Raw genomic sequence first — 12,090 nt, forward strand, 5'->3', positions numbered from 1 at the left:
TGATCTCATTGCTGTGCAATTTGTTCAGCTGGCTGAATTTCCGTTCTCGCTTGCCCCCATGAAAAGGGAAAACATGACAGCAACGACCGTCACGTCGCTCGATCGCATGATCGATATCTATGAAGTCTTTCAAAGCGGACAGACGCCGCTGTCCCTGACGGAGCTGGCGGAGGCGGCCAACATTCCCAAGAGCACTTGCCACGCCATCGTCAGCACGCTGATTGCGCGTGGCTACCTCTACACGCTCAGCCGACCTCGGGCGCTATACCCGACGCGGCGCATGTTGGATGTGATGCGAGACATCTGTGCCAAAGATCCGTTGGTGGAACGCGCTACGCCGGTGCTGGAGCGCCTGCGCGACGCCACGCGCGAGACCATCATTCTGGGCAAGCGTCAGGCGGATTCGGTGATCTATCTGCAGGTGGTGGAAGGGCTGCATGCCATTCGCTACTCGGCCAAGCCGGGGGAATTCAAGCCTCTGCATTCCAGCTCCATCGGCAAAGCGCTGTTGGGCAGCCTCAAAGAGGCCGAGCTGCGCACTTGGCTGAAAGAGCGCAGGCTCCAGGCAATCACCACAGCAACCAAGGTAGAGCATGAGGTGCTGGTGCAGGACGTGCTGGACAGCCGCAAGCAGGGCTACTTCGTCACGCGTGGGGAGAACGTGAGCGATGTCTGGGCAATAGCAGCCTTTATCAACGTCCACAACGAACCCCTGGCCGTGGCGGTGGCCGGTCCACAGCATCGTCTGGAGAACAATATCGCTGAAATGGCGCAACTGCTGGTCGCCAGTTGCAGCTTTCTGTCGCGACAGCTTGTGCATGACTGAGCAAGTGCTGCAGCCAAACCCCGGGCTAACCATTGCCTTGTAAAAGCCGGGCAGGTCACTGCTAACTGTAGCGACCTCCCATGCATGCGCGTAGGTCAAGGTAATGGATACGTCACTGCAGCATGGTCAAGAGAACTTCTGTTGGGACGCCTCTATGCCTCTATCTGCTTGGCCTGACGCATGCCCATTTGCTGGGCTGATCATCGCTCAAAGAAGCATTTCCGGTGGAGGTAAGGATTCTCGGGTGAAGTACATGGGGTATGGTGAGGAACATAGACCACAAAAGGAATCGCTCAGTGCCAAAACCAAACTACCAATTCGAAAAACGACAGCGTGAGCTAGAGAAGAAAAAAAAGAAGGCCGAGAAGGTTCAGCGCAAGGCTGTAGCTTCCGAGGACGCTCCACAAAATGTTGCGCCCGAGGTACGGACGGAAAACAGGTAGCCAAGGGCGAATGGGTGTGCGGCTGTGTTTTTTGAGAACCTCAGGTACGGTGCTTCGGCCCCATACCTAGCCAGTCAATCAAACACAGTGCCTTGGCATCCGCATATGTCCAGGATTGCCTTCTGGAGCCGTGCTAAAGGGTACAGAGCTGCAGCCATCGCCTGTAGGCTTGCCCAAAACATTTCTCAATAACGTGGATGCTCCGAGCCGCGTTGCCGGCGACGTCCCCCCGTTTTCAGTAGCGCTTGGCTTTGGAGTCCGGGGTTAATTTAAATGGTTTTGGATCAGTCGCTGGGCATAGGCCGCAGGGGTCAATCCGCCAAGTACCTTCTTGGGGCGCTCCTCGTTGTATTCCCGGCGCCAAGCTTCGACGATCGCCCGAGCGTGCGCCAGACTGGTGAACCAATGCTCGTTGAGGCATTCATCGCGGAACCGCCCGTTGAATGATTCGATATAGGCGTTCTGGTTAGGCTTGCCCGGCTCGATCAGGAACAGTTGCACGCCACGCACATGCGCCCAACTCACCATTGCTCGGCCACAGAACTCCTTGCCGTTGTCGGTTCTGATCGCCTTGGACAACCCCCGTGTATTGGCCAACTGCTCCAAGATACGCACCAGTTGGTTGCCGCTCAACGCACGCTCCGCCACGATAGCTACCGCCTCGTGTGTAGCATCATCAATCACGGTCAAGTTCTTGATGCAGCGCCCTTCAGCCGTGCGGTCGAACACAAAGTCCATGGACCACACCTGGTTGGCCTCCGTCGGGCGCTCCAAGGGATGCCGCTCGGCCAGTGCGATCTTTTTGCGCTTGCGCTTCTTCACTTGCAGCCCCGCCTGGGCATACAGGCGATCCACTCGCTTGTGGTTCACCACCTCGCCAGCCTGGCGCAACTTCAGATAGATCATGCCCGCGCCGTAACGTCGATGACGTTGCGCCAAGGCGATGATCTTCTCCCTGAGAATGCAGTTGCGATCCGTCACTGGCTGATAGCGGTAGGCGCTGGGGCTCATGCCAATGACGCGAAGTGCGCGTCGTTCGCTTAGCCCTTGGCCTTTCATGTGGCGCACCAGCTCCCGCCGTGCGGATGCGCTCACCACTTTTTTCTCAAGGCCTCTTTCGTGACCTCGTTCTCCAGCATGGCTTCGGCCAGCAGGCNCTTGAGCCGAACATTCTCGGTTTCCAGCTCCTTGAGTCGTTTGGCATCCGAGACCGTCATGCCGCCGAACTTGCTGCGCCACAGGTAAGCTGGCTTCCGAGAAGCTATGCCTGCGGCACAACTCCGCTACCGGCAGCCCTGATTCAGCCTCCCTCAGGAAGCCAATGATCTGCTCTTCGCTAAATCGCTTTTTCACGTCCAATCTCCTGTCGTTTGGGATTGGACTCCAAGTGCATCTGCTACTCAAATCCGGGGGGACGTCGCAAAGACAGCCTCTTTCGGCATGACTGCAGATTGATGACTTTGAGGACCGCCACCCTTGGCGTCTTGTGTCGTTGCCCGGAGAGGCACTTTCTTCTATTCTTCTCAGCGGAGGACTTTCGGCAGTCGCTGAAGTCCGACGTTAGACAACCGGTTGTTCACATGAGCCAAGCAAATTCCGCACATTCCGTCCGAATGCGAATCCTGGTCGTAGATGCTCCGTCTGAAGTTCGGTTCGCAGTACAACGCGGCAGATCGGATCTGCTCGAGCCTTTGAATGGTCAGCACGAGCCACTTCGATTCGAGTTCTCGCTTCGCCTGGGTTTGCCGCTTTCGACCGGCTCAGTCAACTTCTTGGGTGAATTCGCGCAGGGCCCGTCCTCAGAGCGGTTTGTTTACATCAACTCAGGCACCCTTGCTGGTCAGTCTGGCTCGCGCTGGACGCGTCGTGCCAAGCTGAAGCTCGCGCTTATTCCCCCGGAAGTCGTTGAGACAGTGCTGCACACTGGGGGGATCATTGAGGCCCGCGTTCACGGGACGATGGGAGATGGTGGTCCAGTGTGCGCTTCTGTGAACCCGAATACTGTCGTCTGGGGTGTTGCGTACGATGTTGCCTAGCCATCAATCTGGTCTTACAGATTTTCTTCCAGAATGAGAAAAGCCTGTGGTGGCGGGCGGGGGTGTTGGTGATCAGGCGATTGTTCAGCGTTGGTCTGAGATTCGCGGTAGACAGCATCCGTGCAGTTTCTGGCCGATCAGCAAAGCTGAAACATGAAATCGGGGAGTGCGGTGTGTGCCTAATCTCTGGTGTTTCAGATAGAGCATATGTTTCAATTATCAGAAGAAATCTCTGGGAAATGAACTTTCCAGTGCTACGGTGGTTAACATATTCACGAAATCTCAGTTTGTTTCCAGCAGCCTCCATTTTTGTCACGAAAAGCGTTTGCTTGGAGTGTTTTGCCATCGGCATCAGCAGACCATCACTGATAAAAATCCGAATGCCTAGCAGTAGTCAGCTCTATTTGTTGATAGCACCTGTTTGCATAGCTGCTATAGGTTGCTTGCTAGGGTTATGCTGGATTTTTCAGCGTCGCTCGATTTTTTTGCTATCGACAGCATGCGGATTGGTGCTGACTGGATTTGCAATGGGCTGGCAGAGCGTGCTTCCTAAGACTGATCTGTCCAAGTGGGCCATTTTCACTGGCCCTCTTTATTTGATAGGGGCTTGGCTATGTACTTTGGGCATCGCGCAGAAATTTTCTGTCCCCTCTTATCCCAAAATTGCAGCCGCTGTCGGGCTGGTGGTGCAGGCCGTCCTTTACCAGAATAGTGTTGTTCAGGACAACATTGCCGTTAGAGCGCTCTGGCTGAACATTGGGCTGGGCATCATCCATTTTTTGCCATTTCCAGCGATCTTTTTCAAGAGATCAAACAAGGACCGGTTGGAGACCCTGCTGTACTGGTCATACGCCGTATTTGCCATCTACACCATGTTGCGCCCAGTTATGTTGCTGATACTGGGCTTCACAGAGATCAAGGATATGACTGCCTCCATCTACTGGGTGGCAACGATGCTGGGTTCACTACTTTTCAGTTTGATTCTGTCTGGTCTTTTGCTCGTCGTTGCCATGAGAGATGGCATAGCCGTTTTGAGGGAGGAGCGTAACCATGATGTGCTCACCGGCCTATTAAATAGGCGCGCTTTCTGGGAGCTTGCAGAAAGGCATGCCATTGATCGTAGATTGCAGCCTGTCTCGATTCTGGTGGGAGATATTGATCATTTCAAGCGCGTGAATGATACGTGGGGACATGCGTATGGCGACATTGTGCTTAAGGCGGTTTCTGCCACGATGCTTGAGTGTGTGCGCAGCACTGATCTGGTAACGCGCTTTGGTGGTGAGGAGTTTGTTCTGCTGCTGACCAATTCGGATCTTGAAGATGCCGAGCGAGTAGCTCAACGAATCCGGGAAAAGGTCAGCGAGGGTGGATATGTTTTACCGCAGGGGCAGCGTATCACCATGAGCTTTGGTATTGCGGCACTTGTGCCTGGTGCTGATGTCCGTGAGGTCGTAAACACAGCCGATAAGCAACTGTATAAAGCCAAACAATCAGGGCGGGACCAAGTCGTTGTGGACCAACTGTATGCCGCATGAGATGAGTGAATTTTTCACTCATGCCGCTCAGATTATTTTTTGTGCACCCCTGGGAAAAGCTATTGCGTACTTCAAAACGTGTGGAGGTGCGCGGCCCACGCTATCAGCGGGGATGGCACGGATCAGTTGTGATCTTGTCCCCGTAGTTTCGGAAACCGTCCAGTCGCTACGTTACCCCTTGTGGGTGGGTTCATTTTGCGATTTGCTAGAAGTTGTTGAAGTGTGCGGCAAGCACCGCGTTGAACGCATCATGCAAGAGCACAAGTGGAATGCCCCCAGGTAGGTCGACCGGGGTTGTCTACCTAGTCCATCTGACATCGTCGCCGCTGCGACTTGTCACTTTTGGGGCCGCCATGCACACTAAAAGCAGTGCGTCTATTACGCGTCCTGGAGCCTCTGTGAATCCACCTACTGCCTGGCGACTGGCTTTGACAGGCCTCGCCTCCCTGTCTGCAGCTGCCGCTCAGGCCCAAGCCGGATCGCTGCAAATCTACGGCCGCATCAACGCTTCGATAGAGCGTGTCAAGATCGGCGACCAGCCAGCAGTCTTCGGTTTGCGCGACAACGACTCGCTGTTCGGCTTACGCGGAGAAGAAGATCTGGGCGGAAATTTGCGCGCCGGCTTTGTGCTTGAAGGTGGTGTAGCGGTGGACACCGGTGCCATCAGCAGCAACGGTTTTTTTGGACGCAAAAGCGAAGTCAACCTCAGCGGGCGCTTTGGCATGCTTCGCCTGGGCACAATGATTAGCGAGGCCTACTACGCCACCGCCGACAGAGTGAACCCACACAACTACGACACGGGGGCATCGGCCGATGCCCTGTACGCTTATGTGTCCAATGGCAAGAACCATGTCTCCTGGCGCCTACCTCGCTGGCGGCAGTTGACCGTCGAGATCGGTGCCAGCCTGCCCGAAAAAGCCGCCTCCCCACCCAAGAACGCCTGGGACTTGGCCGCTCAATACGATGTAGGAGACTGGTCGCTTGGCCTGGGCTATGACCAGTGGGGGCCTTCGCGCCAGGCCACGCTACGCGCCAACTACACCATCGGCGCCTGGACCTTTGGGGGCTACCATCAACACAGCCGCAACTGGGATACCGTGCTCTATGCTGTGGACCCCACACGCGGCAGCCACCGCACCACCCGTGTCGCGGCCATGTACACCACCGGGGCCAACGAGCTCCATGTCAATGTTGGCCGCGCGAGCGCAGCCAACCACTTGAGTGAGAGCCAAGCTCTGCAATGGACCCTGGCCTATAACTACAACTTCAGCCAGCGCACCAAGGTCTATACGCTCTACACCCGCATACATAACGACGCACAGGCTAGCTACCGCTCGGGCGAGCCCGGTGTCAGCTTTCATTCCTTCGCCGTAGGCATACGTCAGTTCTTTTGAGCGAGCTGACTCAGTGGCGGCCCCTGATGAGGCGCCTCAATGAGTCAACAGATCCCCCAAGACTCAAATGCGTCATATCAAATCGGAACTTCTACAAAGTTGACCGAAAACACTTGACCGCAACACTGCGCTAGTGGGCAAGAAAAAGCCGCCCTTTGGCGGCTTGGAATTGGGTGGGCTGCTCAGTGCTTGAGTACTTCCACAACATAACGGCGCTGGCCTGTGGCATCTATCTCTACTTCCCGGCCGTGGACATCGGATTCAAAGCCCGGAATCTGAGCATCCTGCTCCTCAGCAATGCGCAGGTAGTTGAAGATGGCATCAGCCTTTTCGTTGTAAAGCTCCCCGGGCATGATCAGCGGAATGCCGGGTGGGTAGGGTACAAGCATGGTCGCAGCAATACGCCCCTTGAGTTTCTTGACCTCGACTTTCTCGACCTCGCCCTTAACCAGCCGGTTGTAGGCTTCTGCGGGGATCATGGCCATATCGGGCTGCTCTACATACATTTCGCGCATGACCTTGGGCACGTTGTGTTGGCGGTTGAACTTATGCAGTCGGTCGCACAGATCGCGCAGGCCGGTGTCTGCATAGACTTGCGGGTGGCTTTCCACCAGGTCGGGCAGTACTAGGCTCAGCGGCGAGTTGGCGGCATAGTGCTGCTTGAAGCTCATGAGCTCGGCCACTAGCGTGCCCCATTTACCCTTGGTAATGCCCATGGAGAACAGCACCAGCAGCGAGTAGAGGTTGGTCTTTTCCACCACGATGCCGCGTGACCAAAGGAACTTGCTGACCACGCTGGCGGGAATGCCTTGCTCGCCCATTTGTCCATCCATCTCCAGGCCCGGCATGGTTAGCGTGACCTTGATAGGGTCGATCATCACAAAGTTGTCGCTCAACTGGTCAAAACCATGCCATTTGCCATCGGGACGCAACTGCCAGTCTTTGGGCTGAGCAGGTGGGATAGGGGTAGAGGTCTTTTGCAGATTCTTGGCCACGATCTCTGGCTGCCAGACTTTGAACCACCAGTCCTTTTTGTCCAGGTCGGATTCGATCTGGAGCATGGCACGGCGAAACGCAAAGGATTCATCGTGCATCTCCTGTATCAGCGACACGCCTGCCTGGCCTTCCATCATCTTCGAGGCGATATCACAGGCGGCAATCACCGGGTAGAGAGGGCTGGTCGAGGTATGCATCATGAAGGCTTCATTGAAGCGCCCCATGTCCAGTTTGTGTTTGCGGCTGTTGCGCACATGAACCATTGATGCCTGGGAGAAGGCCGCCAACAGCTTGTGGGTTGAGTGGGTGGTGAAGACGATGGCGTCCTGCTCGCGCGGCTTGCCCTTGGCCATGCCGTAGTAATGCTCGTAGAAGGGGTGGAAGGCCGCATAGGCATACCAAGCTTCGTCGAAATGCAGGAAATCAACGGCGTTGCCTATCTTCTTGGCAATGCTCTCGGCGTTGTAGCAAAGCCCGTCATAAGTGGAATTAGTGACCACGGCAATGCGCAGCTTGGCACCATTTTTCATGGCTTCGGCAGCCAGCGGACTTTGTGCAATCTTGGCCTGCATGGCCTTGGGCGAGAACTGGTCCTCGCTGATGGGGCCGATGATGCCGTGGGCATTGCGGCTAGGCGAAAAATACACCGGTATGGCACCGGTCATGATCAGCGAGTGCAGCAGAGACTTGTGGCAGTTGCGGTCGACAAAGACCACATCTCCACGGGCCACGGTGCCATGCCACACGATTTTGTTGGCCGTCGAAGTGCCGTTGGTGACAAAGAACGTGTGATCAGAGCCAAAGTTCTTGGCTGCGTCGGTTTCTGCCTGACGAATGGGGCCGGAGTGGTCCAGCAGTGAACCTAACTCAGGTACAGAAATCGACAAATCGCTGCGCAGCGTGTTCTCGCCAAAATACTGGTGAAAGGCGCGTCCTACCGAGGACTTGGTAAAAGCCACGCCACCAGCGTGACCAGGTGTATACCAAGAGTAATTGGATTTGGCTGTGTGCTTGATCAGCGCCTTGAAGAAAGGCGGCAGCAAATGCTCCATGTACTCTTCGGCGGTACGTATGACCTGGCGTGCGATGAAGGCCTTGGTGTCCTCGAACAGATAGAAATAGCCACGGGCATACTTCACTAGATTGGTTGGCACTTTTTCTACAGACCCGCGCTCGCCGTAGAAAAACACCGGCAGCTGAGGATGGCGTGCCAGATTTTGTTCCAGAAGTTGCTGAATTTGCTCAAACTGCTCAGCAGCATCTCGCTCTGCATCAATGGAAATCAGCACGGCCGAGGCCGCCAGATAGGTACGTGTTGCCACCAGCGCGTCGTCCAGCGTGAGGTTCGCCATTACGCGTTGGTTGGAATTTTCCAGCTCTTCCGCTAGGGCGCGAATGATGGTGCCGCGCAGACGGGGAGATTCATACTCGTTGTCGATGATGACGACCGGATAGTCCAATGCTTTGAAATACATAGTCAGGCTCCGTTACAGTGGATTAAGGATGGAAAGGGCTGAAATCGATTCAAGCGAGCTTGCCAGCTGCATCTGCACGTTCTTTGTCTAAACGCAGCATGCGGGTGCTGACAAAGCCGTAGAGAGTGAAGCCGAAGATGGTTGCCACGCCGCCAAGCAGTAGGGCTTCGGAGCCTGAGCTGTAAAGTGCCAGATAGCTGTATGCCGCAGCGACCCACGAGACAATGTTGACGAACAAGGCCTTGCGAGGCTCTACACCGGCCACCTTCTGGATGGTCATCAAGGCAGCCATGGACAACACGTAAGGCACGAGATTGGTGACCACAGCCAAGTTCGTCAGTGTGTCGAATTGCTTGGTGAGATCGGGGCTGATGGTCAGCAAGGCTAGGCCGGTCTGGGCGGCCAGCAAAATCAGCATGGCAACGATAGGGGTACCGGCTTTGTTGACCTTGGCAAAAATGGGCAGAAAGTAGCCCGTGTCGGCCGAGCTTTTGAACACTTGGGCGATGGTGAACTGCCAGCCCAGTAGAGAACCAATGCAGGCCAGCACCATCAGACCCATGATGATTTGTCCGACCAGTGGCGTAAACATGTGGGCAAACACCAGACCAAATGGCGCCGTGGAGGCCGCGAGCTCAGGGTTGGAAACAATGCCGGCCATGACGTTGGTCGAGGCGATGTAGATCACGGCGGCGCCGATCGTGCCGCCAAGCACAGCGATTGGTACGTTTTTCTCGGGGTTTTCAACGGCATCAGAGTTGGCGCAGGCCGACTCCATGCCTAGAAAAGCCCATAGCGTGATGGCCACCGAGGAGCTGGCAGCCTGGAAGTATGACAAGCCATGAGGATTCCAGGCTTCGGCATAGGTGCTTGGACTGAACCAGAACCAACCAAAGGTGGAGACGCCCACTACCGGCAAGATCACGCCCCAGACGGTGACACTGCCGATCTTGCCGGTGATGCCAGCGCCGCCGAAGTTAGCGAATGTCGTGATCCACAGCAGAGCGATCGTCGTCAAGCCAACCCCCATGGGGCTGAGTTTCATGCCGAAAAGCTCAGCCATATAGCCAACGGCCGTGATGCCGATGGCGACATTGGCAATCAACAGTGAGGCTCCGTAGGTGTAATTCACCAGGTAGTTGCCGGAGCGGCCAAACGCGTATTCAGCGTAGCCGCCCATGCCTCCAGATTTGCGGCTCAGCATGCCGCATTGGGCAAAACAATAGGCCAAAGCCAAGGAGCCGGTGGCAGTCACCAGCCAAGACAGAATGGAGATCGCCCCGACTTCTGCCAACTTGGTGGGTAACAGCACAATACCGGACCCCAACATATTGACTACGGTGAGCATGGTGAGCTGCACCACCGTCATTTTTTTGCCTTGTGTCATTTTTCACCTCTTGGACCTCAGTTGAAAAAACCTGGTGGGTTTTAGATAAAGCGGAGCTGAGTGGCGATCTGTGGATCGTGCCTAAGTATCTGCGTCTCTTCAGGCATGGCGGTAAGACGTTCAAAGATAAGAAGCCTTATTGATGCCTTTATTGCTTGAAATCAAACGGTTTCCGTAAAAATTTTGATTTCCCTAGTGCGGAATACACTGAAGTCAATCTATCAAAGTACAACTGCTTTTCAAGAATTGACATTTTCTTCGAGGTTTTTTGCCGATTAGTTGAAATTTCACTTGACTCAGATTTCATTACCAGTGCAGGAAAATAGTGTGATGACGTATCAAGGGTTGAATCGACCCGGCGGCCGGGCATCGCCAGCTGGATTGCCAGGTGAGGGGTGGAGAGCAGCGAGAAGCGGTTGATCTGCTGCGCCGTGTCGACATGGCTTTGTATGCGGCAAAGGTCAGGGTAGAAATCTGGTGGCATTGGCGACCAAGCTTTGAGCGATCTCTAGTTCAAGTGCTACTGCAGTAAGCCAGAAAGAAAAAAGCCTGCTCCGTGGCAAGCGTGGCTTTGATACATTGAGTGCATGAAAAAAGCACTAGGAGCCATAGGGATCGCGATTGCTGTGCTGAGTCTCAACGGCTGTTCTCAGGCCGTTACGTTCAGCATGGGCAATCCGGCCGAGAATCATTGCAGCAAACAAGGCGGCAAACTGCGTACCGAGAAGGGGCAGGGCGGTGAATTTCGTACCTGTGTCTTGTCGGACGGCTCGGCTTTCCAAGAGTGGGTATCGGATCGCAATGCTCCGCCTGCCAAGTAATCAGCGGGGAAAATCGTCCTGGTTTCAGCCGGATATCTTCGCTAGTTATTCGGCAGCGCGCCTCAAATACAGCCAATCTTGCGCAGCCTTCGGCAGCTGCTTGCAGGCTTATTCGATGAATGGGCAGAAGGACGATGGCTTGAGCTTTCTGCGAGATACCTTGATTTTTTTGAATCAAGGGCTGAATGTGATCGTTTCACAAAAAGGCCCGCACAAGGCGGGCCATATATGGGGCGTATCAACGAATTCCTGCGACCCAATCAATCAATGCATTTGAGTGTTTGGCAGGGGCTTCATCTCTTCCCCTAATTGCCGCTTATTGCACTTGCACTGCTGTTGTTCAAAGTTCGGACTCTTGATGGCTTGCCCCATCTGGAGTGGCCAATGCAGGCTGCGGTACTGCCGCTGTGACAGCGGATGTTCAGCTGGGTGAGCCGCATCAAGCACTGGGTGGCTGCTTACTTTTGCTGCTGTGGTTGTTGGCCCGGCTGCTGCTTCTGGCCGGGCTGTTGGGTGTTTGGGTTTTGCTGCTGGTGCTGCTGACCCGGCTGTTTTGCAGGGTTCTGGCCTTGCTGGTTCACTTGGTTCTGTGGGTTGTTTTGTTGCTGCATAGCTACTACTCCTTCAGTTGGGTGAACAGCAAGCCTGGATGACTTGCTGTGAATCTATAGTCCCCCAGTTCTGAAAGTCCCCTGTGTAGGAGAGGGAGGTGCAAGACTGAATTTTGTGATGCAACTGCTCACGACGTAGCAGTGTGATTACGGTTGATATGGAACTTTTGGTATTTCTCACAAAGAGTCACGGTATTCCCAGCTCAAGCAATCGAGTTCTGGCATTCGTTAGGGAAATCGCACATTCCCTGGTTGCGGTCTCATGCTTATGTATAAAAACGAAACCAGATATGAATGCAGCAACAGCTCGGTGAGGTTGTGGGTCTGCCCGCTCTAACATGAAGTGTTTTCACGAAGGAGAACATCATGAAATCGTTGTCCACTCTTGTACTGCTCACCGTCACCGTAGCTTTGGGCGCATGCGATGACAGGACGCCAAAGCCCAAAATGCAGCCTTCAGCGCCAGCGAGCATCGGTGTAGAGACGCCTCATTCGGTGCCCGGGTCGCCAGTGCCGAGTGCGGAACCAGCTCCTGCCAATCCGGTGCCAAGTCCGGGCCCGCTGAA

10 protein-coding genes and 1 pseudogene are annotated in these 12,090 nt (G+C 54.9%); 6 read left to right on the plus strand and 5 right to left on the minus strand.

Annotated elements, in window-relative coordinates; translation table 11 throughout:
• The first annotated feature begins 73 nt into the window (after positions 1 to 73).
• Complete coding sequence (locus tag ACNAZA_RS08985) at positions 74 to 826, plus strand: IclR family transcriptional regulator (RefSeq protein ID WP_415796208.1); 753 nt, start codon at positions 74 to 76, stop codon at positions 824 to 826.
• 707 nt (positions 827 to 1,533) lie between these two features.
• Here the strand turns inward: ACNAZA_RS08985 and ACNAZA_RS08990 are convergent.
• Positions 1,534 to 2,425: IS3 family transposase (locus ACNAZA_RS08990; RefSeq protein ID WP_415796210.1), on the minus strand; the 892-nt coding region annotated here is incomplete at its 5' end.
• A 1-nt stretch (position 2,426) separates the two neighbouring features.
• Positions 2,427 to 2,622 (minus strand): annotated as a pseudogene (locus tag ACNAZA_RS08995) (transposase); the annotation flags it as partial.
• Positions 2,623 to 2,882: 260 nt separating this feature from the next.
• Between ACNAZA_RS08995 and ACNAZA_RS09000 the strand changes: the two are divergent.
• The 3 genes from ACNAZA_RS09000 to ACNAZA_RS09010 all read left to right on the plus strand — a co-directional run bounded on the left by ACNAZA_RS09000 (position 2,883) and on the right by ACNAZA_RS09010 (position 6,234).
• Complete coding sequence (locus ACNAZA_RS09000) at positions 2,883 to 3,305, plus strand: DUF5990 family protein (RefSeq protein WP_415796392.1); 423 nt, start codon at positions 2,883 to 2,885, stop codon at positions 3,303 to 3,305.
• Between the two features lie 527 nt (positions 3,306 to 3,832).
• Positions 3,833 to 4,840, plus strand: coding sequence for a GGDEF domain-containing protein (locus tag ACNAZA_RS09005; RefSeq protein WP_415796212.1), 1,008 nt, complete (start codon positions 3,833 to 3,835; stop codon positions 4,838 to 4,840).
• Positions 4,841 to 5,238: 398 nt separating this feature from the next.
• Positions 5,239 to 6,234 (plus strand): porin, encoded by a 996-nt coding sequence (locus ACNAZA_RS09010; protein ID WP_415796214.1) that lies wholly within the window; start codon positions 5,239 to 5,241, stop codon positions 6,232 to 6,234.
• 182 nt (positions 6,235 to 6,416) lie between these two features.
• Here the strand turns inward: ACNAZA_RS09010 and ACNAZA_RS09015 are convergent, their stop codons facing one another.
• The 3 genes from ACNAZA_RS09015 to ACNAZA_RS09025 all read right to left on the minus strand — a co-directional run bounded on the left by ACNAZA_RS09015 (position 6,417) and on the right by ACNAZA_RS09025 (position 10,576).
• Positions 6,417 to 8,705 carry an Orn/Lys/Arg family decarboxylase gene (locus tag ACNAZA_RS09015; protein WP_415796216.1) on the minus strand — a complete coding sequence of 763 codons (2,289 nt, stop codon included), beginning with the start codon at positions 8,703 to 8,705 and terminating at the stop codon, positions 6,417 to 6,419.
• A 49-nt stretch (positions 8,706 to 8,754) separates the two neighbouring features.
• Entirely contained in the window at positions 8,755 to 10,092 is a 1,338-nt protein-coding gene (potE, locus tag ACNAZA_RS09020) for a putrescine-ornithine antiporter (RefSeq protein WP_415796218.1), read from the minus strand.
• Positions 10,093 to 10,240: 148 nt separating this feature from the next.
• Complete coding sequence (locus ACNAZA_RS09025; protein WP_415796220.1) at positions 10,241 to 10,576, minus strand: hypothetical protein; 336 nt, start codon at positions 10,574 to 10,576, stop codon at positions 10,241 to 10,243.
• A gap of 103 nt (positions 10,577 to 10,679) precedes the next feature.
• On the opposite strand from ACNAZA_RS09025, the gene ACNAZA_RS09030 reads away from it, so the two are divergent.
• Positions 10,680 to 10,913, plus strand: a complete 234-nt coding sequence (locus ACNAZA_RS09030) for a putative hemolysin (protein WP_415796222.1) — start codon at positions 10,680 to 10,682, stop codon at positions 10,911 to 10,913.
• 377 nt (positions 10,914 to 11,290) lie between these two features.
• The gene (locus tag ACNAZA_RS09035) at positions 11,291 to 11,566 is read left to right on the plus strand and encodes a hypothetical protein (protein WP_415796224.1); all 276 of its coding nucleotides are present in this window, start codon (positions 11,291 to 11,293) and stop codon (positions 11,564 to 11,566) included.
• Positions 11,567 to 12,090: the final 524 nt, after the last annotated feature.

Source organism: Comamonas aquatilis, assembly GCF_965139575.1.
Lineage (GTDB): Bacteria > Pseudomonadota > Gammaproteobacteria > Burkholderiales > Burkholderiaceae_C > Comamonas > Comamonas aquatilis.

What these genes read in the sequence shown, in the direction of transcription:
- ACNAZA_RS08985 (WP_415796208.1), top strand. Translation starts at nt 74, where the DNA reads ATGACAGCAACGACCGTCACGTCGCTCGATCGCATGATCGATATCTAT.
- ACNAZA_RS09000 (WP_415796392.1), top strand. Translation starts at nt 2,883, where the DNA reads ATGCGAATCCTGGTCGTAGATGCTCCGTCTGAAGTTCGGTTCGCAGTA.
- ACNAZA_RS09005 (WP_415796212.1), top strand. Translation starts at nt 3,833, where the DNA reads ATGGGCTGGCAGAGCGTGCTTCCTAAGACTGATCTGTCCAAGTGGGCC.
- ACNAZA_RS09015 (WP_415796216.1), bottom strand. Translation starts at nt 8,705, where the DNA reads ATGTATTTCAAAGCATTGGACTATCCGGTCGTCATCATCGACAACGAG.
- potE (WP_415796218.1), bottom strand. Translation starts at nt 10,092, where the DNA reads ATGACACAAGGCAAAAAAATGACGGTGGTGCAGCTCACCATGCTCACC.
- ACNAZA_RS09025 (WP_415796220.1), bottom strand. Translation starts at nt 10,576, where the DNA reads ATGCCACCAGATTTCTACCCTGACCTTTGCCGCATACAAAGCCATGTC.
- ACNAZA_RS09030 (WP_415796222.1), top strand. Translation starts at nt 10,680, where the DNA reads ATGAAAAAAGCACTAGGAGCCATAGGGATCGCGATTGCTGTGCTGAGT.